This is a genomic window from Schaalia odontolytica (assembly GCF_009730335.1).
GTDB classification, from domain to species: domain Bacteria; phylum Actinomycetota; class Actinomycetes; order Actinomycetales; family Actinomycetaceae; genus Pauljensenia; species Pauljensenia dentiphila.
Genome location: NZ_CP046315.1, coordinates 2,288,557 through 2,309,824, shown reverse-complemented (window position 1 = coordinate 2,309,824; position 21,268 = coordinate 2,288,557). Strand labels below are relative to the sequence as shown.

The window sequence follows — 21,268 nt, the reverse complement described above, 5'->3', positions numbered from 1 at the left end:
ACTTCCAAGTTTTAACCGGCGGTTAGCGTCGGTGCATTACACTGGGCACTGTTGTTTACCTGAGAACGGAGGTTACATGAGCGCCACCATGGTGTCAGTGACTGTTATCGACTCCGATGGCACCTCCGATTTCGCCGCTCCCGAAGGGACGACGGTCGCGGGCCTGTGCGCCATGCTGGAGATCGATCTGTCCCTTCCCTCCGTGCGCGTCTCCTACGCCGATGGGCGTCCCCTCGACGGCGCAGCTGTCCTCGGTCGTGACCTGCCCGCAGGCTCGACGATCGCTCTGTCCAGTCGCGTCCTGTCCGCTCAGCAGGTGAACGAGGCCTCGGAGCGCCAGGAGAACCAGTGGCTGTCCCCGGTCCTCGCCCTCCTCGGCTACTGCTTCATCGTGATAGGTGCGGTTAGCTCGCTGTGCCTCCTGCCGATGCTCGGAGATGCGGCCCTGATTGGCTTTGCTCACCCCGAGGATGGCCCGAAGTGGGCCGTCGAAGTCGCGAAGATCCCGCTGTGGGCGCGCGGCGCGTGTGCCGCCGTGTGCTGCGCTGCTTCCATCCTCCCGCTTTTCGCTTCGCGCATGGTCCGTTCGAGGCCTGCCCTGCTACTCCTGATGCCCGCGCTCGCCGGATATAGCGCGATCGGCTTCGTGTCAATGTCCGGCATCCACGCCCTGTCGGTCGCCCCTGTGATCGGCGTGTGGGTTGCCCTCGCGGTTTCGCTGGCGGTCGTGTCGCTGACGACGACCCCCACCGCGCTCAGCGCCCTCTTCGCGTGGATCGGCGCCACGGCTCTCGTCACGATTGGCGCCTACCCGATGTTCGGCCTCATCGACATCGCTCCGCTGGCTCTCCTCCTCGGAGTGTTCCTGTTCCTGATGGCGCCCCGTTTTGCGCTGCGTGTGCCCGACAGCCAGCTCATTGATTCCGCGTCGGTGCAGACGATCGCGTCGCGCATCCGTCAGCCTCCCGCGCAAAAGCCCAGCACGCTGACCGGCGGCCGTATGGCGGACGCCCTCGGGCACACCGACGCTCGGTACACCCTCCTGGTGGCCGCCTCGACGCTGTTCATCCTGGTCGGCGGCATTCCCCTGGCATATACGGTGACTCCCGCGATCACGTTGGGCCGAGGCCTCGGCGGCTTCATCTTCGTCATCATGTCCATCGTGACCCTATTGACGGCACCTCGGGGGATTCGCGCGCATGTCGGTCAGATCCTGCCTCGCGTCGCCGCTGCGGGCGTCGGGTGTGCGTTCCTGTTTGGCAAGTGGTCGCAGTCCTTGGCGGTGGGGACCAGCGAAGCAACGTACTCGCTGTTCCCCCTGCTCCCGTTGTCCATCCTGCTGATTATCGCGATCGCGACGGTCCTGTGGATGACGCTGCACGTTCCTAAGGGCGACGCCGCCCTTTCGGGGACGATCCTCGACTTCTTGCAGACTTTCTGCATCTTTACACTCCTTCCCGCGGCGGTTATCTCCTCGGGTCTCTTCGAGTTTGCTTGGAGGGCAGTCCTGTAATGGCTGATACGACGAAGACTCCTTTCGCCCACGCGCCCGCATCGCGGCTCGTCGGCGCGTATCTCATCGACCTGCTGATCCTCGGGGTCCTGCTTGGTGTGACGTGGTACGTGCACTTCACGGCGTGGACGATTGGAATGGTCACCGCCGAGGCAGTGGTTGCCTCCGCGCTCATGCTCGGCGCATCGGGCCGGACGCCGGGCATGGCCGTCATGCGTGTGTGCCTGATCCGCGACGAGGACGACGCGCAGACTCCGTCGCTCGGCGCGGCGCTGGGCTACACGGCCCTCGCCGTTCTCCTCCAAGTCACCGGCGTGGGCCTGCTTGCCTCGTATGCGATGGTCCACGACGGGCGCACCTGGCTGAGCGGCCCCACCCGCACCCGCTTCGTCGACCTGCGCAAGCACGCGGCGCTCGCGGCGGGCCCCGGTGAGGTTGAGCGCTCCGAGCGTCCGAGCCGGGCTCCCAGCGAGTTCGATAGCGTTCGCGGGGGAGCCGATCAGTGGAGTGCCCCCGCTGCGCCGCTGACGCCCGTGCCTTCTTCGGCGCCGGACTACTCGGCACCCGGTCAGCGCGTGAACGATCCCTACGGGGAGGATGACAGCGCACCCGCAACGCCGGCGGTCTCCCCGCTGCCTGCTGCGCCCAGCGTTCCTGCTGCGCTCAGCGTTCCTGCTGCGCTCAGCGTGCCTGCTGCACCGGCTGCTCCCGCAGTGCGCGAGCCCAACGAGTTCGACACACTCCTCGCGCCGCCCCAGGGCGCGCCGGATACTCATCGCCCCGCGCCTCAGCGTCCCGCAGCACCGTCCACGCCCGCCGCTCCCGCGGTGCCCGCTGTGCCTGCCGCGCCTGCCGCTCCCGCCCAGGTTCCCGCCCCGCCCAGCTGGGGAGCTCCCACTCAGCAGGTGTCCCCTCAGCCCGCCCAAGCCTCGTACGGTGGGGGAGGGCAGTATGCGGCTCCCGCATCCGGTGTGCCTGGCCCTCCGCCGAGTCGCCGCGACGTGCAGACTGTGCAGCGCTCCGGCGCGTCCCAGTGGGGTGGTGCCGGCCAGTCTCAGTGGGGTGTGCCGGTGACGTCGCCGCGCACGCAGCTTCTGTGGCTTATCTTCGACTCTGGGCAGCGCGAGCTCATCGACATGCCGGTGACGCTTGGGCGTGCACCCGCAGCCGTCGAGGGATCGCGAGCGGTCGTCGTCCCTGATGCCACGATGTCGCTCTCGCGTACGCACATGCGCCTGGGCCCCACGGCCACCGGTGCCTGGATCGAAGACTCCTTCTCCGCGAACGGCACGCAGATTCGCACGCCCGACGGCCGCGTCATGGAACTGACGGGTGGACAGGCGGTCGAGGTGCCCGCCGGTACCGAGGTCATCATGGGTGATCGGCGAGCCACGATCGTCTACGCCGACGCCGATTCGGTGCACTGACCCTGTTGGCGGGCGATCCCTCGCCACGTTGATCCTCTCGTGCGTCGGTCGTGTCTCCGCGTTGATCGTCTCGCTGCGCCGATCCTTTGAATGGTCACCGCCGCTGTCCCGACACGGGACGGCGGCGGTTGTGTATGCGCTCGCGCCCGCCCCGATGTAACCGACTGGGAAATTCTTGTGGGTGGGGTCGGAAAATACCTAGCTGGTCGCTTGTGTGCACGAAAATGGTCTGTCGTAGCGCGGAATCGGACGCTCGTGGGTACGGAAAAGGGCCGCCCCAAAGGGACGACCCTTTTCCGTAGCGCTAGGCGCTCATGCTCTCAGAAGCGGGCAGCGTTGGACTGGTCCGTCTGCTGGTAGTTGGAGCGAGCCGAGTCAACGGCGGAGGAGGTGCGGCGCAGCACGTCCTTCAGGCCCTCGAGGCCCTGGTTCCACTGACGCTGAGCAACGTCGTAGGCTTCCTGCGTCTGGCCTTCCCACGACGAGCGCAGCTGGTTCAGCGTCTGCTCGAGATCGTCGAGGCAGTTCTGCAGGTTAGCGGCACCGGTGTTGATGTCAGCGGCAGCGGCGTCAAGAGCGCCGTAATTTACCTGGAAATCCATGTCAGTCTCCTAATCTAATCTCTCACAGTCCGCCGAGCAGCTGAGCGAACGAGTTCTCGGTCTCGGACTCGTTGGCTTCCATCGACGAATCGGTGGCGCGCAGGTTGTCAGCGAGATCCTGAAGAGCCTGGTTAACCTTTGCTGCGTTCTCCTGCCACTGAGCCATCAGCGAAGAGAACTGCACCGACGCAGCGCCCTGCCAGGAGCTGCCGATGGTCGACAGGTCGCCCTCAAGACGCTTGAGGTGGCTGTCGATGTCGGCCTTGGTGGACTCAACCGCCGCGAAACCCTGCTTTAGGGCGCCTTCTGCGGCCCTCTGGTCTGCCATGTGAACCTCCATTTGTATGAGTGGACTCTCTCGCCGGAATGCGTGAGAGCATGGGGACACATGAATACTAACCATGTTTTCATCGTTTTTTTTGATGTTACGGAATAATCATGACAAAACCTGACCGAGAATCTAGACTTACAGGGTTGTGTCGTGTAGCCAAAAACCCCATCACGCGGCATTCGGGAGGACCCAATGGCATCGAAACCATCACGAGGAGTGGCGCTGATTCCGCTCACGATTACGTACGGCGTTGACCGTAGTGACGTGACGCTTCCGCAGTCGATTCCCCTGGTGGAGCTTCTCCCCGGAATGGTTGAAACGGTGGGCGCTTTCACTGATCAGCCAACGAATGATGGCTTCGCGGTGCGCACGGCCTCGGGCCGTCTGCTCGACCAATCCAAGTCTCTGTCCGCACAGGGAGTGCGCGCCGGTGCGGCCCTCACCCTCGAGCCGCTGGGTGAGGGCGCTTCCGATATGGTCTATGACGACCTCACCGAAGCGGTTGGTCAAGTCGTCGAAAGAGTGTCCACTCCTTGGACGCGTGAGGACGCTCGCACTCTTGCCGCGCTCTCCGCGGCGGGCCTCGTCTTCGTCGCAGCCCTCCTCCTGGCGACTACTCCTCCGGACGCCCTCACCGCCCTGGACCCCAAAGCCGTCACGAGGTACAACGTCATTGCCGGCGCAATCGGCATCGTCGCGGCCCTGCTCGTGACTGCGACGTCCGCCGTGATGACCCGGAAGCACCCGCAGGCAAGCGGCATCGCGCTCGCACACACCGTCCCCTTCCTGACGGCCGCCTCGGCTCTGCGCCTGAGTCAGAGCCACTGGGACACAGCCGGCTGGGGGTGGACCGGCCTCGGCCTCCTGATCGGCTCCCTCGCCGTGCTCGCGCTGCCCAAGCGGTCTCGTATCTCCATCGCGGCCCCTCTTGTCGTCGGTACGGTCTTGGCTGCCACCGGCCTCCTGGTACGACTCGGCCAGCTCTCTCAGGCCGGTATCTCCGCCATCCTGTTCGCCCTGGTGATCGTTCTTCTTCAGGTCGCGCCCTGGATCGCGCTGGCCCACATCCCCGTGCGCATCCTGGATGCCGACACAACTGAGCAGATTCCCGCGAAGGGCATCACCGACCAGATCAGCACCTCCTTCATGTTCGTCGTCGCCCTGCGCGCCGGCGGGGCAATCGCCGCTCTCTTCCTGGCCGTCGCCCTGATGACGGCACCCGAAACGCGCTCGGTCTCCCTGCCGCTGACTCTCATCGTGCTCGGCGCGGTCTCCCTTGTTCTTCAGACGCGTTCGATCCGCGCTCGCGTTGAGGTGCTTCTCGGTGCTCTCACCGGCCTCATCGTGATCCTCGTTGCCGCTGTGCTCGGCGCCTACGCGGACCCGAGGACCATGCCGTGGCTGACGCTGTCGGCGATCGCGACGGCCCTCGTCCTCGTCATCACGAATGTCGTCGGGCCTCGTGCTCGCCCGCACCTGACGCGCATTGCCGACACGATCTCGGTGCTGTCGCTGTTTGTCCTGCTTCCCCTGGCCGTCTACCTGTGGAGCTGAGTCATGCCGTCGAGTAAAGACATTCTCGAAGCCCAGCGCTTTAATCGAAACCGCCTGATCACGGCCTTCACCTCCGGCACGCCCGACGGCCGCGAAGTCGACACGCCCTCGCCCGTACGCCCCCTTGTTTTCGGGCTCGTGGTCGCCGTTATTCTCAGCGTGGTTGGAATCGGCATGCGTGTTTTCGCGCCGAGTCCCCAGCTCGGGGAGGCACAGTACCAGCTGGTTGATGTCAAGGGGACGGGGGCCCGCTATTTCTGGGCAAACGGCGTTCTTCATCCCATTGCGAACGTGACCACCGCTAAGCTCCTCAGCCCCGAATCGAAGCTGCCCTACATCCAGGCCTCAGCGTCGTCACTCGAGAACATTCCGCGCGGTGCCCAGATCGGTCTGCCCGACGTCCCCGATGACGTTCCGCAGCCCAACATGCTGAGTAAGCAGTGGCTCTCCTGCGACATGGAGTCCGGATACCACACGTGGATCGCCAAGGAACTGCCTGCGGCGAATTTTCCGGTGAAGCAGGCGACATCCGCGCTCGTTCAGGCGACCGGCAGTGGAGAAAAGTACTTCGTCGATCGGGAAAAAGGCAAGAAGTACTACATCGACTCCAGCGTGAGCCGCCTGGGTGACTGGGCGCTGTCCTTCCAGAACCTCACCAGCTATCCGATCACCGTCGAACCCGAGTGGCTCGACCTCTTCCCTTCGGGCACGCCTCTGCGTCCCTGGAGCTACAACGACATCGAGAACGCGGGGCAGCCTGCCACGAACCTGCCCGGCGACCTGAAGAACGAGGGCATCACCATCGGAATGGTCCTCGATCAGGTCGACTCCACCGGTCAGGTCAAGAACTCGTACCTGGTGATCGACGACTCGAATCTGGTGGTCTTCAACTCGACTGCGGCGCGCCTGTATCAGGACGCCCCGCCCTCGAAGAAGTTCCCCACCGAGATGTTCAAGTACGTCGAGCCCGTCCGGGCCGTCTTCGTTGGTGACGATTGGCCTGCCGTCGAGGACTTTGAATCGCCCGAGTGGTTCGACGAGAGCCGCGACGCGGCCAGCCGGACGGTCCTGTGCGCCCAGATGGACACCACTGATCGACTCAATCCGAAGTTCGACCTGGTCACCATGCCCGAAAAGCGTGCGATCGAAGCGTCCTACGACGCGGAATCACTGCAGTCCCCGAAGGGGCCGTCCACGACGCGCAACGTCACTGTTGCGGGCGGATCTGGCGCCCTCCTCGCCCTCACGTCCGGCGGTGGCGGCGAAGCTGCGTCCTACGTCTTCATCTCCGATATGGGCTTCCGTCACTCCCTCGGAGATGTTCCGGCCGTCTCTATGAATGCCCTCGGGTGGCAGTCATCCGAGGCTGCGTCGGTACCGCGCGCATGGGGCGAGCTCATCCCGCCGGGCTCTGAGATGTCTCCGAAGGCCGCCGCCACCTCAGTGGGGATCAAGTGAGTACCCGCCGCGCGCGTTCCCGGTCTTTGGGCCGAGGCCTCGTCGGGGCCTCGCTGATCGCAGGACTCGCGCTCGTGCCTATCGCCGCGCCGGTCGTCTCGCCTGATGACTCCGGTGCGTTCGGCCCCGGCGTCGCCCACGCGGACCCGGTACCGACCCCGAGCGTGCGTCCGACGCCGACGGCGACTCCCTCGTCGTCGGCGACGACCCCCGCAAGCGATTCCGAGGGCGGCGAATGCTCGCAGAACTCGCCCTCGTACATCAAGCAAACGCCCGCCATCTTCGACGCTGTTGGAGTACGTCGTGCCTGGGAGGTCTCACGAGGCCGCGGCGTGACGGTCGCGATCATCGACTCGGGCGTAGCCGCCGGCAACCAGCACTTCCAGGGGTCGGACGGCCCCGTGGTACTCCCAGGCATCGACCTGAGCGGTGAAAACACCGACGGGCGCGTCGACGTCGGCGAACACGGTACCGCCATCGCGGGCGCGATCGCCGCGCAGGAGCTGCCCAAGGAGATGGGATCGGGCCTCGTCGGCGTCGCCCCCGAGGCGAAGATCCTCCCGGTGCGCGTCGAGACCGGTCTTCAGGAAAACCGCCCGCAGAAGGAAGGCGAAGAGACCTTCATGTCGAAGGTGGGCCGCGGGATCCAGTGGGCCGCCGACCACGGCGCGCAGATCATCGTCGTCGCGCAGTCCGCCCCCGATGGCGACCCCCAGCTGGAGGCCGCGATTAACGCAGTGCGCGGCAGGGCCCTCGTCGTGGCCTCGACCGGCAACGTGTACCAGGGCCAGGAAACGGATCACGTCGTCTACCCGGCCGCGTACCCGGGTGTGCTGGGGGTGACCGCCTCGAACGCGGATGGTTCGGCTTCGGAGCAGCAGGTGCACGGCGCGCACGTCAAGCTCGCTGTGCCTGCGGGCGTCATTCTCACGACCTGGTTCGACCAGGCCGACTGCCTCGTCGGTGGATACGAGGGGGACCAGCCCCTGCCGTCGTCGTCCTATGCGACTGCATACGCGGGCGGCTTCGCGGCCCTCGTGGCCTCGGCGTACCCCGATGAGGGGCCCGACATGTGGAAGTATCGGCTCGAAGTGACCGCCCTGCGCGGCACCGCCGATCAGCGCACTGACGCCCTTGGCTGGGGTGTTGTCGCTCCCTTCGATGCCCTCACCTTCACCGACATCGGCACAAGGTTCGGGCCCGAACATCCCAACGCTGCAGAGCATCCCGCTCCGGCTCGGCCCGCCGTGGCCTCGGCGGACTTGGCGTCCCGCGATAACAACCTGACGATTCGCACCTACATCGTGTCCGCGATTGCGGTCCTCGGGGCCTCGCTACTCGGAGGCCTCGTGATCCTCTCTCACTTGCGCGGTAGGCCCGCCGTCGTCGAAGACTCCGAAGAGGACCTGTCATGACAACTCGGACAACGCGACGCTGGGGTAGGAGCGTGGGAGTTCTTGCCGGAACCCTCGCGCTCAGCCTCGGAGCGAGCCTTGCCCCCGTTGCGCCGGCTTACGCCGCCGACCCGCCGGTGACCGCTGACAAGCAGGACTACTACAAGTACTACAAGCTCAAGTCCATTCACGATCAGGGAATCACAGGCAAGGGCGTGACCATCGCGGTCCTGGACGGTGCCGTGAACCCGAACATCCCCGAACTCAAGGGTGCGAACATTCAGGATCGGACGCCCTGCGTCAAGGAGTCGGCGCCCGAGAATGCGGCACACGGCACCACTGTCGCGCAGATCCTGGTCTCGCCCGAGTTTGGTGTGGCGCCCGACGCGACGCTCTACACCTACACGATCCCCCTGTACGGCGATAAGTCGAACTGCACGCTCTCCGGCTGGACGGGTGAAGCAGAGAATGACACGCCGCTCCTTATTGAGCAGGCGATCAACGACGGCGCCGACATCATCACGATCTCCAGTAGCTTCCCGACCGATTCCATCGACCTTCGGTGGGCTATGGCCCGGGCGCTTGCCGAGGGCGTCATCGTCGTGGCCGCGATGGGCAACGAGACCACCGAGGACCCCGGCGATTCGCTCGCCCTGTGGAGGGGAATCTGCGGCATCGGAGCGACGACGCGTTACAACACTCTGACGGAGTACACGAACTGGGGCAATGGGTTGCTGACGACCGCCCTGGGAACAGTCCTGACGCGTGACACGTCGACTGGTCGTGTTGAGGAAGCGGAAGGAACGTCCTTTGCGACCCCGATTATCGCCGGCTTCTTGGCGCTCGGCTGGCAGCACTTCGACAAGGACGTCAGCGCAGATCAGATTCTGCAGGCACTGGCCGCAACGGGCAGAAGCGGCAGCGGCTGGAATAAGCTCACCGGCTACGGCCCCGCCGACCCGGTCGCGTTCCTCCGGTCAGACCCGTCGCAGTATGCGGACGAGAATCCGTGCGTTCCGCAGGTCTACGACTCGCTGCCCTCATGGGATGACGTTGCCGACTATGCGGACGGCGTCGTCAACCCCATTTTGATTCGTAATGATGATGTCTACGTCTACCGCGGCGTGAACGAAGAGGCTGCACTCAGCCGCGAGCACGGCTACCCGACCCACATCGGCACCAGCCCCCGGTACCACAGTCAGTGACAGGCCTCAGCTTACCCGAGTGCCTGAGTGCACGAGTGCCCGAACGAAAGGAACAGACAGAATGGTGCGATCGATCGGTCGGTCCCGAGGCCTGCGCGCCCTCTCCGTTCTGGCCTCGGCCTGCGCCCTGGCCCTGACGGCCGTGCTCTCGCCTGTCGCTCCCGCTGCCCCTGCGGGGGCGGTGGATCGCAAGGTGAGAGTCTCGGATGAGGCGTACTATTCGCGCTACAACCTGGAGGCGCTGCACGCCCAGGGGTATACGGGCGAGGGGGTGACGATCGCGGTTATCGACGGGCGCATCGACACGTCCATTCCCGAGCTACAGGGCGCGGACATCGTCGAAAAGAGTCCGTGTGACGCGCCCGTGGACGCCGAAAGCGACGAACACGCGACGTATATCGCGCAGCTCTTGGTCGCCCCGGACTTCGGTATCGCGCCGAAGGCGACCATCTACAACTATGTGTCGATCCTGGATTCACAGAAGAGTAGCAATGACTGTTCTCTGGGAACGGCGCATCCGGCAGGGCGAGCCAAGTTGGACTATCTCATCGAGCAGGCGATCAACGACGGCGCTGACATTATCGCGATCTCCTCTACATACAAGAAACCTCAGAGTCAGGAGATGCGCTGGGCGATTTCTCGGGCGGCTCTCTCGGGTGTACCGATCGTTGCTGCCGTCGGTAATGATCGAGCTCACGATCCCGATAATTGGCTGGGCATGTGGGGAGGCGTCATCGGCGTCTCTGCCCTTGATAAGGACGGTAACTTCGCGGACTATTCTAACTACGGGGAGGGGGTTACTCTTTCCGCCGTGGGGGTCGTTGTTGGTAGGTCGACGCTAGACAATCAGCTCAAGGAGGTGAGGGGCACCTCTTTTGCGGCGCCCATGGTTGCGGGTTTCCTGGCCCTCGCGTGGCAGCGTTTTGCCGGTGGTGAGGTGAGCGTGAACCAGGTTCTCCAGGCCGTGCTGGCCACGGCGTGGGGGACGAACGGGCAGTGGAATGAGCGCACCGGCTACGGTGAGATCAACCCGGCAGCTTTGCTGGCCGACGATCCGTCGCAGTACCCGGAGGAGAATCCGCTCCTGGAGAAGGGCAGCCGCTTTGCCTTCCATGAGGATGACCTCTACGACTACTACTACGGGTTGGCGAATCCGCGCGAGGTCGTGAACGATGGCTGGTACGTGTACCGCGGCGTCGACGAGGAAAGCGCTCTGAGTGAAGGGCACGGGTACGAGGTCCACCTGGGGACGAGCCCGCTCTACCACTACTCGAGGTGAGCACGTGGTGATGGGTGACGCCCTCGCGAATGTTGAACGCCGTGCCGACATGCGCGGGGCTGCGGGGCAGCGGGGCGTCTCGTCCCGTGAAGTGTTGTACGTAGATCAAACAAGTCAGTTAGGATAACCGTATGGTAGATGTGATGGGGCGTACGCCCGAAGAATTTGAAGAGATGCTTAACGCTCAGATCGCCGAGGCCGAACGCAAGGCCGCGGCTATGAACGAGTTCGTGGCCACACTCGAGTCCGCTCGCGTCACGGGTTTCGACTCCCGCCGCGAGGTCGAGGTCGAGGTCAACCAGGAGGGGACCATGACCCGCGTGTCGATCGACGACGAGGCCCTCGAAGGCAGCACCTCGGACCTCGAGGAAGCCATCATGGAGGCCTACTCCGACGCCGGTAAGAACATGAGCCGCTTCCTGCGCGAGCAGGGCCACCGCCAGTTCGGCGGCGGGGACTCGGCGATGGGCGAGTTTGTCGATCAGATTAGCTCGCGCCTCGAGCAGCTTGGGCGCTGATTGCGATGGGTTACGATCTCGCGATTAACACCGCCCAACTTCAGTCGCATGCGACCGAGGTTGACGCGTGTGCAACCACGATCGAGAGCGCGCAGAACATTGCTGCCGGCACACAGAACCAGGTCTCGCAGAACGCATTCGGCCTTATGTTCGCTCCGTATGCGATCGTTGCGCATTTCGGCATCAAGAACCTCTCCGCGATGATGAAGGACATCTCCGAGGCTGAGCACCGTCTCGCTGCGTGCCTGCGTCAAACGGCGGCTGAGATGGCAACGGTTGAGGATGGACGCGTAAAGGACACCAAGGAGATTCTGGACGACTTGCAGGAACCCGTTACTGGTACCGGTACCGGCCCCGGCGGCGGTGGCGGTGGCGGCGGAGGCTTCGGCGGTGGCGGCGGGGCTACCGGCGGTGGCGGCGGGGCTACCGGCGGCGCGGCGCTCCCGACCCCTCCCGGCGGCGATGGCTCGCTCGACGACGACAAGGACAAAGACGAGAAGAAGGAAGACGATCTCGCCTCCCTTCTGAGCGGCAACGACAAGATCTCTGTCACCGACGACGAACTGCGCGCCTTCCTCGAGAAGCAGCGCGAGGAAGAAAATGATGACCTGAAGACGTTCTACGAGCGTCAGAAGGAGGACCAAGCGAAGGCGCTCGAGCGTTACGCCGAGGCCCACCCGGGCGAGGATATCTCCGAGGTCAAGTCGCTCATCGAGCAGAACCAGCAGGAACAGCAGGACGCGATGACCGACTTCCTGGCGAAGCAGCGCACGGATGAAGAGGCGCAGATTCGCGAGTGGGTCAAGGACAACCCGACGGCGACCAGCCGCGAGTTCGACACCTTCATGTCCAAGCAGCGCACTGACCAGCAGGCCAGCTACCGCACCTTCGTCGAGGAGCAGCAGAAGGCTCAGAACACGCGCATCGAAGAGTTCGCGAAGGCACATCCGGATTCGAAGCCGGATGACGTGAAGTCCCTCTTCGAGAAGCAGGACCAGCACGGCGATCAGGACATCGACACGTTCCTGAACCGCCAGCGTCAGGACGAGGAACGCTCCCTGCGCCGCTTTATCTTCGAAGGAGTTAAGAAGTGACTGTGAAGCAGCCCGTCTACACGCCGAGCCAGGGTATTCGAGGCTCCGACCCGATCATCAACGCAGCCGAAGACCTTGTGTCCCTGGCTCAGTCGCCGAATGTGGATAGTGCCTTGCAGGCTGCGAGTTCCGCGGTGGACGCGGCAACGTCCGTCGTCGGATCGATGACCAGTCCCATTCAGGCAGGTGTCTCGTTTGCCACTCGCCTTGCCCTTGAGTACGTGTACCCACTGAACATGTGGATGAACCAGCTCACCGGTGACTCCGCTCAGGTGAACGGCATCGGCGTCTCCTGGCAGTCCGTTTCCGAGTCGCTGTCGTCGATCGCGGACGAGCTGGAGTCGAGCGGTCAGAGCGCCATGGCGGAGATGTCGGGTGAGTCGGTGTCCGCCTACCTGATGCGTCAGGGCCAGGTCGTCAACGCCACTCGCGGCGTCGCAGGCACCTCGTCTAAGTTCGGAAACGCTGTTGCGACGGTCGCGACCCTCGTCAAGAAGGTACACGACCTGATCTGCGCGGTGATCTCCGAACTCGTCGGCATTGCCGCGGACGCTGCCTGGAAGGCTCCGTTGACGTTGGGATTCGCGCTGGCGAATGCCTGTAAGGAGATCGCGGCGAGGGCCGTTCAGTGGGCATCCGAAATCAAGAACATCCTCACGATGGTCGAGAACGCTTTCAACGCCATCAAGGCGATGGTGGACATGATTGGCACCGCAATGTCGAACCTGACGTCCTCCATCCGTGAGGTCGGCAAGGATTGCGTGGATCCAGGCGGCGGCTGCTGCGGCGGCAGCGACTCCTCCGCGGACAAGTCGTCCTCGTCGAAGACTCCCGAGACCCCGCGCAAGTCGCCGGAACCCGACATTCCGAAGCCTGCCCCCGAGGCCCCGAAGAAGAAGGAAGAGTCTTCCTTCTGGGATCGTGCAAGGAAGGTTGGGGAGACCGTTCAGAAGCTCTGGGAGCTTTGGAAGGGCAAGAAGTCTGACGGGGGTTCGCAGAAGCCTCCCGAGGTTAAGGCGCCGAAGGGACCGAGCAGCCCCTGGCCGAGAATTCCGGCACCGAAGGTTGGTATTCTCCCCGGCGGCAAGCGGCCGATGCTGCCCTGAGTTTTCAGTCGGAAAGCGAGCCACAATGAGGCTTGTTGGTCGGCAGTGACACTGGATGTGGCCCCGCACAGAAAATACTGTGCGGGGCCACAACCGTATGCAAAGGGGCTCAGGGGCGGTTCGCGAAGTACTCCAGCAGATGCGAGTCGCCCGACACGATGATCTCGTCGTCAGCGTTAATGCGCGTCGACGAGTCCGCGTACTCGAAGCGCTGCTTGGGACGGCGGATCGCCAGCACGTTCACGCCGTAGCGGCCGCGCAGGTCGAGTTCCTCAAGGGAGAAGCCGCGCACCTCCTGCGGCGGGCGCAGCTTCATGATGGAGAAGCCGTCCTTCTCCATCTCGATGTAGTCGACCATGCGGCCACCCACCAGGTGCGCCGTGCGCTTGCCGGCGTCCAGGTCGGGGTAGACGACGTGGTGGGCACCTACGCGGCGAAGAATGCGACCGTGCTGAGAGGAGGTCGCCTTCACCCAGATAGAGGAAATGCCCATGTCGACCAGGTTCGCGGTGATGAGCACCGCCGCCTCCAGCGAGGAACCCACACCGACAACGGCGCTGCGGAACTCACGCGCCCCCAGCTGCTCGAGGGCATCCTTGGAGGTCGCGTCGGCCTCGACGAGGGGGAAACGACCCGCGAAGGCCTGCACGCGTGCGGGGTTCTTTTCGACGGCCAGGATCTCGTAGCCCAGCTGGTCCTGCGTCACTGCGACGGCGGACCCGAAACGGCCCAGCCCAATGACGAGCGTTCCCGACTGGAGTTCCTTTGACTCGCGTTCATCTGCCATGCCCCCCATTCTTCCCTGCGTGCGCCCCCAACGCGAACGCTGCGGTCGTGAGCGCAGTGGTTTTGCGGTGTCCGTGCCTGGAAGTGCTGGCTAGTGTGAGGGCGCCTCCGTGTAGCTCGTGGAGCGCAAGGGCGTGGCACGGTTGCATTGCCTGGCGCGCGAGAAGACGGTGGAAGGCGTTTTCAAAGTGGGGCTGTCTCTGCAAGGTCTGTCGCGGCACCGGTGTCGGTATCTGGTTGGTGCCGTGAAACGCGCGTGAAACATCTTTACTTGGTCGCTAACGTCCTACCTTCGCGCGGATGGCGACCAGAACCTGTGAAAGAAAGACGGTTTTGTGCCGGGCGTAGTTCGAGGTGACAGTGAGGTTGGCTCGCTTGTGAAACCGGCGTCGCCTTTGCGGGTGTGGTTGGCGCGGCGCGTGAAACCGGCGTCGCCTTTGCGGGTGTGAATGGGCCTGTTTTGGGTGGTTGGAGCCGCGCAGTGGTGTCACGGGTTTCAAGCGCGAGTGCCAGCCGCCGTGCATTGGTGTCACGGGTTTCAAGTGCGAGTGTCGGCCGCCGTGCAGTGGTGCTGTGGGTTTCAAGCGCGAGTGCCAGCCGCCGCGCAGTGGTGCTGTGGGTTTCACGTCGGGCTGTGTGGCGCCTTGTGGTGGTGAGATCGGTTGTGTTTGGCGGCCGTTGGTGAAACCGGTGTTGCCTTTGCGGGTGTGGTTGGCGCGGCGCGTGAAACCGGCGTCGCCTTTGCGGGTGTGAATGGGCCTGTTTTGGGTGGTTGGAGCCGCGCAGTGGTGTCACGGGTTTCAAGCGCGAGTGTCGGCCGCCGTGCAGTGGTGCTGTGGGTTTCAAGCGCGAGTGCCAGCCGCCGCGCAGTGGTGCTGTGGGTTTCACGTCGGGCTGTGTGGCGCCTTGTGGTGGTGAGATCGGTTGTGTTTGGCGGCCGTTGGTGAAACCGGTGTCGCCTTTGCGGGTTTGGTCGGTGGGGGTGGTGAAACCGGCGTCGCCTTTGCGGGTGTGAATGGGCCTGTTTTGGGTGGTTGGAGCCGCGCAGTGGTGCTGTGGGTTTCAAGCGCGAGTGCCAGCCGCCGCGCATTGGTGCTGTGGGTTTCATGCTGGGCTGTATTGCTCGAACCATCTCAAAGTGTTTCCAGCGCACAGCAATATGCTGTCTGGGAATTCAAAGATGGCATGAGTCATGCGCCAATCAGATCGTCGTCTTCTTCAGTTTCCCTTCTTTGCGCGGATGGCGACCAGTACCTGGGCGACGACCTCGTCGATGACGCGCAGATCCGACCAACGGACACGAATGACTGTCCACCCGGCGCGTTCGAGGTCTCTTTGTCGACGCTGCTCGGCCTCAATGCTGTCGTGGACTTCATCAACCGTATCCCCGTATTTGATGCGCCCGTCGAATTCGATAGCGATCTTCAGGTTGGGCAGTGCAATATCGATGAAGTACGTGTGGTCGGCAACCTGGACCTCTTCTTGAGTCGTCATTCCTTCGATCCCCGCGCGCAGCAACGCGAGGAGGACCAGGGCCTCGCCGGGAGACTCACATCCAGCGTCGGCACGATCAATCATCCATCGAGCCCGCTCGCGTCCGATGGTGTTGAGGGGAGTGCCAGCCAAGGTCTCGTGGAATTCTCCGCGCGCCTTCTCCTGGCGGGCACGCGACTCATCCTGATGGAAACGATCAAACTGGCACGCCCGGGCCAACCCTGCGCAGGCGATGGGAAACCCGTGCTGTTCGTTTAGCAGACGAGCGCAATCAACGACAACTCGCGCAGGTGTCGCGATGCGGAAGCCTAAGTACTCGATTGCTGGAACAGGATGGTTTGGTCGGCATGTGCTGATTGTAGTTCCGGGAACTTTAGTTCCATCAGGAGCTACAACATGAGGAAATACGATCCTTCGTGTTCCACTAGGGCTGCCTGTGTACACAAACAGATCCTTCAAGCGGCACTCGATCGGTAACCCCAGGAGAAAAGCGGCACTCGGTCCACTCAGGACATACGTGGGATAGCGGATACTCAGGGCGGCTAAACGCGCGATGAATGTAATTTCTTGGCGTTCGGTTGATGAGGTGTCGGTGAGGATTCCCGCTGGCAGGTAAATGCCTGGCATGATCCTCAAAACATCGCCGTTCTTTCTGAGGCGATGTAGTTGTACTTTCGTTCCATGAGTGCCAACAACGCGAAGCGACGATCTGACGGATGTGACGAGTTCAGGTAACAATTGGACACCACCATGTGTAGCTGCGGATATGGGCCTGATTGATGGATGATCGCTCTCCGAGAGTGAGATGAGAAGCTGGAATTGTGCCCCTGTGGATAACTGGCGTTCAGCATCTCGCCTGTGGATAAACCACGGTGATGGGAGTCGGCGGCCTGGGGGCGGTGCCGCCGGTTGTGTTTGTCGGCCGTTGGTGAAACCGGGGTTGCCTTTGCGGGTGTGGTTGGCGTGGCGCGTGAAACCGGTGTCGCCTTTGCGGGTGTGAATGGGCCTGCTTTGGGTGGTTGGAGCCGTGCATTGGTGTCACGGGTTTCAAGTGCGAGTGTCGGCCGCCGTGCATTGGTGTCGTGGGTTTCAAGCGCGAGTGTCGGCCGCCGTGTATTGGTGCTGTGGGTTTCAAGCGCGAGTGTCGGCCGCCCCGCAATTAGCCGATGATTGGCCGTTCTTCCGGCATGCGGATGACGCGGGAGCGCTCGCGCAGGGCGAGGGCCGCGGCCACCGTCATGGAGCCGGTACGGCCGGCGAACATGAGGAAAATAAGCACGTACTTGGCGCCGATGGGCAAGGCCGGGGTAATGCCGGTGGACAGGCCTACGGTCGCGAACGCGGAGGCGGTTTCGAACAGGATGATGTCGAGAGAATAGTTCGTCATTGACAGCAGCAGGACGACGGACACGGCCACGAGGGCCAGGCCCAGCAGCGACACGGCAACCGCCAGTCGGACGGCGCTCGTGGGGATGCGACGCCCGAAGGTCTCGATGTCGCGGTCGCCTCGAGCCTCCGCGATGACAGCCAAGACGAGAACGGCAAAAGTTGTGACCTTCACGCCACCCGCTGTGGATGCGGAGCCGCCGCCAATCATCATGAGGATGTCCTGCACGAAGTGGGTCTGGGACCGCATGGCGCCGACGTCCAGTGCGGACAGGCCGGACGAGCGCGAGTTAACGCCGGCGAGCATGGCGTTGAGGATCTTAGAAGGAGTGTCGATCGCACCCAGAGTTGCGGGGTTGTTCCACTCGGTGAGCGCGAGGGCGAGCGCCCCCACGAATGCAAGGATCAGGTAGGTCGACAGGGTGAGCTTGGTGTGGAGTCGCCAACGCCGCGGTGTGCGCAGGTTCTTCGCGACGTCCATGATGACGGGGAAGCCGATGGCGCCCACGGTGGTGCCCAGGATGATGGGGATGAGCATCCACCAGTCGGTGACATGGGGGGAGAGGCCTTCGGGCAGGATGACGAAGCCAGCGTTGTTGAACACGGAGATCGCCATGAAGACGGAGTCCCACACGGCGCGCACGGGGTCGATGCCCATCGATAGGAAGCGCGGGAGGAACATGGCGGCCAGGAGGGCCTGCATCGTCAGCGATGTCGCGATGACTGCTTTGAGCAGGAGGGAGATCTGGCCCATGGCGCCGGTGCCGGTTTCCTGCGTGGCGAGCATACGCTGGGTGAGGCCGAGGTGGCGTGAGACAGCGAATCCGAGGATCGACGCAAGGGTCATGACGCCCAGGCCGCCGACGACGATGCCGGCGGCGATGACTGCCTGCCCGAAGGGGGACCAGTAGGTCGCGGTGTCGACGGTGGTCAGGCCGGTGACGCAGACGGCGGACACGGCGGTGAAGAGAACGTTGACGAAGGGGGCGGACGTGTCGGACGAGGAGGAGATTGGCAACATCAGGAGCGCCGTGATGACGCCGATGATGAGCGCGAATGTGCCCAGAGCGAGGCGTGCGGGTGAATAACGGGCCTGCTTGGACAGCCACGCGCGCACGCGCTGCACAGTTGTGGTGGGTACCTCGCCGTGCGGGTTCTGGGGGCCTTCGGCGACTCGGCGTACGACGGGGGAGGGCTGCGGGTTCAGCGGGTCCTCCGAGAACACAGGGGACGAGGCCGTGGCGCGTCCGTGCATCAGGGAACGGGTGGCGCCGGGTTCGGGACGTAAGCGAGGGTTCTTGCCTCGCTGCTGACGACCCTTGTGTGCCGGTGCCATCGATGCTCCTTAACGACTCTGCAACAAAAGTGGACAAAGTTGCAGTTTCCATACGGTTAGGCATTAGTATATTTCGTGAGGCTACGTAAGCGGTGAACGAATCGGGTTTAGCGCGCCTCGCGAGCATATCTGGGAGTCATTAATGGAACAGCAGTCGGCGCCGCGCTTTATGACTGTCACGGAAGTGGCGGACATCATGCGCGTCTCTAAGATGACTGTGTACCGCTTGATTCACAGTGGCGAAATGCCCGCGATTCGCGTCGGAAAGAGCTTCCGAGTCCCGGAGGCTGCGGTCGCCCAGATGATCCAGGCCGGTATGGCAGATCACTCTGGTGACCAGGCTCGCGTCATTGGCGGGTAGTATAGGCACGATGTGCCCGGCTCGGGCACCCATCATCCATCAGCGGTAGTACCTCTGCCGCACACACTACGAGGGAGGAACCCCATGGGCTCCGTCATCAAGAAGCGCCGCAAGCGCATGGCGAAGAAGAAGCACCGTAAGCTCCTGCGCAAGACGCGTCACCAGCGTCGCAATAAGAAGTGAGCGAGCGGAGGCCCGACCTTTTGGTCGGGCCTCTCGTGTATTCGGGGCCCTATACTTGGGTGTCATGGACCGCACCATTATTCACGTTATGCGCCACGGCGAGGTGGACAATCCCGACGGTGTTTTGTATGGGCGGCTGCCCGGTTTTGGGCTGACGGAGCTTGGGCATGCGATGGCTGCCCGCGCCGCTGAGTACCTGGTGGATTCGGGTGCGGATATTGCTCGCGTGATTTCGTCGCCGCTGCTGCGTGCGCAGTTGACGGCGGCGCCGACGGCGGCCGCGTACGACCTGGGCATTCAGTCGGATCCGCGCCTCATTGAGTCGGACAACGTCTTCGAGGGTTTGCCGGTGAACACCAACCGCGCGATGCTGGCGAACCCTAAGTACTTCAAGTACTACTGCAATCCGCTGCGTCCCTCGTGGGGTGAGCCCTATCGGGATATTGCGTCGCGTATGAGTGCGGCCCTCTCCTCGGCGCTGCGTGAGGCCCGGGGGCGTGAGGCGCTCGTCGTGTCCCATCAGAATCCGATCGTGACGCTGACGCGCTTCGTGAACGGCCAGCCGCTGGCGCACGCGCCGAAGTCGCGCCACTGTGCGCTCGCGTCGATCACGTCGTTTGTTTTCTCGGGTGCGACGCTCGTGGGTACGTCCTACGCGGAGCCCGCGGCTGACCTGGTTGCGATGGCGAAGGATATGACGCCGGGGGACTCGCAGGCGGACTTGCGCCGCTGACCGTGCTGGCCGGGGCGCCTCGCGTCGTGCCGCGACCGCGTCGTGCTGCGACCGCGTCGCACCGCAGTGGGGTAGTGCCCGCGGCAGATGGCGTGAGCGTCGCTTAGTTGGCCTCGTCGCTGGAATCCTCGGCGGGGTCGGTCTCCTCATCCTTGGAGCTCTTGCGCTGTTCCTGCGCGCGGCGCTCGTCCTCGCGGCGCTTGCGCTGGATGTCGCGCTCGAGACGGAACAGGAACTCCGGGTCGTCGTCGGGAGAGGAGGGGCGCTTGGGGGCTTCGGGCGCTCGGGTCTGCTTCTTTTCCTCGCGCGATACCCACCGCAGGACGAGCCAGGCGATGGGGCCGATGGCGGCGATCGTCGCGGTGAAGAGGATGATCATCAGCCAGATGGGCTTGGCGATCTTTCCGGGCATCTCGTCTTCGGGCGTGCGGTGCCAGTCGGCGGCAGCGTAGATGGTGACTGCGAGCATTGCGACGACGAAGACGATCCTGGCCATGCCCCTAGCATAGGGGCGTGGGCCGTCTCACGCTGGCGCGTTCACTCCCGGAGCAATCGGAGGAGTCGCGCGGCGTTTAGGCGCGCGTGACGCGGGGGAGTGCTGCGTACGAGGGGGCGGCGCCCGGTGCGAGGACCGCCGTCGACCCGGCACGGATGCCGTCGGCTACGGCCTCGGCGAAAGGCTTGCCGAGGGCCATGGCGGCCGCCAGCGCGCCCACGCACGCGTCCCCGGCCCCGGTGGTGTCCACGGCCTCGCCGAGCGTGAGGGCGGGGAAGTGCCCGGCCTCGCTGCCCGACGCCCACGCCGCGCCGTCCGCGCCGAGCGTCACCATGACGTGCTTGGGGCCGAGGCCTCGCAGCGCCCATGCGACGCCGATCGCCTCGGTGGGGCCGGCGGGGGCGGGCATGCCCAGCGTCAGGCCTGCCTCCGTCTCGTTGACGATGAGAACGTCGACGCGCGCCATGAATGTGGCGTCGGTGGGGCGGGCGGGGGCCAGGTTGAGTAGGATGCGCGCGCCAAACGAGTGTGCCCACGCGAGGGCTTCGGCGTTAGCCTCGGCAGGGATTTCGGCCTGGAGGACGACGATGTCGGCGGGGGCGGGGAACAACGAGGCCTTGGCGGGCTCGACGGTCACGGTCGCGTTCGCCCCGGCGTCGAGGATGATCGTGTTCTCACCCGAGGAGTTGACAGTGATGAGCGCGGTCCCGGACGGCCCGTCGACCTCGCGTAGGTGGGTGACGTCCACGCCGTGAGACGCCAGCTCCGCCCGCAGGCGCTGGCCCGAGGGATCCGCGCCGACCGCGCCCACGAAGAAGACGGGGACCCCCGAATGCGCGGCGGCGGCCGCCTGGTTCGCGCCCTTGCCGCCGAGGCCGTAGGTGAGCGAGGTGCCCGAGAGTGTTTCGCCGGGGTTCGGGAAACGGTCGACGGTGACCGTGACATCCTGGTTGATGGAACCGACAACGATGACGCGAGACATAGTGCTCCTTTGCGAGGGATGATTCATTGT

20 protein-coding genes are annotated in these 21,268 nt (G+C 64.2%); 13 read left to right on the top strand and 7 right to left on the bottom strand.

Annotated elements, in window-relative coordinates:
• Positions 1 to 76 precede the first annotated feature (76 nt).
• Entirely contained in the window at positions 77 to 1,513 is a 1,437-nt protein-coding gene (locus FOC40_RS10080) for a hypothetical protein (RefSeq protein ID WP_004565524.1), read from the top strand.
• Entirely contained in the window at positions 1,513 to 2,940 is a 1,428-nt protein-coding gene (locus FOC40_RS10075; RefSeq protein ID WP_004565525.1) for an FHA domain-containing protein, read from the top strand. The genes FOC40_RS10080 and FOC40_RS10075 overlap by 1 nt, the downstream gene beginning before the upstream one ends.
• 320 nt (positions 2,941 to 3,260) lie before the next feature.
• Here the strand turns inward: FOC40_RS10075 and FOC40_RS10070 are convergent, their stop codons facing one another.
• Positions 3,261 to 3,542, bottom strand: a complete 282-nt coding sequence (locus FOC40_RS10070; protein ID WP_003792060.1) for a WXG100 family type VII secretion target — start codon at positions 3,540 to 3,542, stop codon at positions 3,261 to 3,263.
• Between the two features lie 22 nt (positions 3,543 to 3,564).
• The gene (locus FOC40_RS10065; RefSeq protein ID WP_034465071.1) at positions 3,565 to 3,870 is read right to left on the bottom strand and encodes a WXG100 family type VII secretion target; all 306 of its coding nucleotides are present in this window, start codon (positions 3,868 to 3,870) and stop codon (positions 3,565 to 3,567) included.
• A gap of 195 nt (positions 3,871 to 4,065) precedes the next feature.
• Here FOC40_RS10065 and eccD point away from each other — a divergent pair, with 195 nt between their 5' ends.
• From eccD to FOC40_RS10025, 8 genes are all read left to right on the top strand, one after another.
• Positions 4,066 to 5,427 carry a type VII secretion integral membrane protein EccD gene (eccD, locus tag FOC40_RS10060; protein WP_039929657.1) on the top strand — a complete coding sequence of 454 codons (1,362 nt, stop codon included), beginning with the start codon at positions 4,066 to 4,068 and terminating at the stop codon, positions 5,425 to 5,427.
• Positions 5,428 to 5,430: 3 nt separating this feature from the next.
• Entirely contained in the window at positions 5,431 to 6,885 is a 1,455-nt protein-coding gene (locus FOC40_RS10055; protein ID WP_004565528.1) for a type VII secretion protein EccB, read from the top strand.
• Positions 6,882 to 8,300 carry a S8 family serine peptidase gene (locus FOC40_RS10050; RefSeq protein WP_231126017.1) on the top strand — a complete coding sequence of 473 codons (1,419 nt, stop codon included), beginning with the start codon at positions 6,882 to 6,884 and terminating at the stop codon, positions 8,298 to 8,300. Before FOC40_RS10055 ends, FOC40_RS10050 begins: the two co-directional genes overlap by 4 nt.
• The gene (locus FOC40_RS10045; protein ID WP_231126016.1) at positions 8,297 to 9,484 is read left to right on the top strand and encodes a S8 family peptidase; all 1,188 of its coding nucleotides are present in this window, start codon (positions 8,297 to 8,299) and stop codon (positions 9,482 to 9,484) included. The genes FOC40_RS10050 and FOC40_RS10045 overlap by 4 nt, the downstream gene beginning before the upstream one ends.
• A 61-nt stretch (positions 9,485 to 9,545) precedes the next feature.
• Positions 9,546 to 10,763, top strand: coding sequence for a S8 family peptidase (locus tag FOC40_RS10040; protein ID WP_004565532.1), 1,218 nt, complete (start codon positions 9,546 to 9,548; stop codon positions 10,761 to 10,763).
• Between the two features lie 131 nt (positions 10,764 to 10,894).
• Positions 10,895 to 11,281: a YbaB/EbfC family nucleoid-associated protein gene (locus FOC40_RS10035; RefSeq protein ID WP_004565533.1), complete on the top strand. Its 387-nt coding sequence runs from the start codon at positions 10,895 to 10,897 to the stop codon at positions 11,279 to 11,281.
• A gap of 5 nt (positions 11,282 to 11,286) precedes the next feature.
• Positions 11,287 to 12,375: a type VII secretion target gene (locus FOC40_RS10030; RefSeq protein ID WP_155844148.1), complete on the top strand. Its 1,089-nt coding sequence runs from the start codon at positions 11,287 to 11,289 to the stop codon at positions 12,373 to 12,375.
• Complete coding sequence (locus FOC40_RS10025) at positions 12,372 to 13,481, top strand: hypothetical protein (protein WP_004565536.1); 1,110 nt, start codon at positions 12,372 to 12,374, stop codon at positions 13,479 to 13,481. The genes FOC40_RS10030 and FOC40_RS10025 overlap by 4 nt, the downstream gene beginning before the upstream one ends.
• Before the next feature lie 109 nt (positions 13,482 to 13,590).
• Here FOC40_RS10025 and FOC40_RS10020 read toward each other — a convergent pair whose 3' ends face one another.
• The 3 genes from FOC40_RS10020 to FOC40_RS10010 all read right to left on the bottom strand — a co-directional run bounded on the left by FOC40_RS10020 (position 13,591) and on the right by FOC40_RS10010 (position 18,483).
• Positions 13,591 to 14,268, bottom strand: coding sequence for a potassium channel family protein (locus tag FOC40_RS10020; protein WP_003792081.1), 678 nt, complete (start codon positions 14,266 to 14,268; stop codon positions 13,591 to 13,593).
• A 1,217-nt stretch (positions 14,269 to 15,485) separates the two neighbouring features.
• Complete coding sequence (locus FOC40_RS10015; RefSeq protein ID WP_231126015.1) at positions 15,486 to 15,845, bottom strand: DUF559 domain-containing protein; 360 nt, start codon at positions 15,843 to 15,845, stop codon at positions 15,486 to 15,488.
• Positions 15,846 to 16,920: 1,075 nt separating this feature from the next.
• Positions 16,921 to 18,483, bottom strand: coding sequence for a TrkH family potassium uptake protein (locus FOC40_RS10010; protein ID WP_039929658.1), 1,563 nt, complete (start codon positions 18,481 to 18,483; stop codon positions 16,921 to 16,923).
• 142 nt (positions 18,484 to 18,625) lie between these two features.
• On the opposite strand from FOC40_RS10010, the gene FOC40_RS10005 reads away from it, so the two are divergent.
• The 3 genes from FOC40_RS10005 to FOC40_RS09995 all read left to right on the top strand — a co-directional run bounded on the left by FOC40_RS10005 (position 18,626) and on the right by FOC40_RS09995 (position 19,760).
• On the top strand, positions 18,626 to 18,844 hold the full coding sequence (locus tag FOC40_RS10005) for a helix-turn-helix domain-containing protein (RefSeq protein WP_003792089.1): 219 nt from the start codon (positions 18,626 to 18,628) through the stop codon (positions 18,842 to 18,844).
• 84 nt (positions 18,845 to 18,928) lie between these two features.
• A complete protein-coding gene (locus tag FOC40_RS10000) occupies positions 18,929 to 19,027 on the top strand; it encodes a 30S ribosomal protein bS22 (protein WP_003792170.1) in 99 nt (32 codons plus the stop codon).
• Positions 19,028 to 19,091: 64 nt separating this feature from the next.
• Positions 19,092 to 19,760, top strand: a complete 669-nt coding sequence (locus FOC40_RS09995; protein WP_004565545.1) for a histidine phosphatase family protein — start codon at positions 19,092 to 19,094, stop codon at positions 19,758 to 19,760.
• Positions 19,761 to 19,863: 103 nt separating this feature from the next.
• Here the strand turns inward: FOC40_RS09995 and FOC40_RS09990 are convergent, their stop codons facing one another.
• Together FOC40_RS09990 and FOC40_RS09985 are read right to left on the bottom strand one after the other, a co-directional pair.
• A complete protein-coding gene (locus tag FOC40_RS09990) occupies positions 19,864 to 20,256 on the bottom strand; it encodes a PLD nuclease N-terminal domain-containing protein (protein WP_003792172.1) in 393 nt (130 codons plus the stop codon).
• Between the two features lie 76 nt (positions 20,257 to 20,332).
• Entirely contained in the window at positions 20,333 to 21,238 is a 906-nt protein-coding gene (locus FOC40_RS09985; RefSeq protein ID WP_155844147.1) for a ribokinase, read from the bottom strand.
• Positions 21,239 to 21,268: the final 30 nt, after the last annotated feature.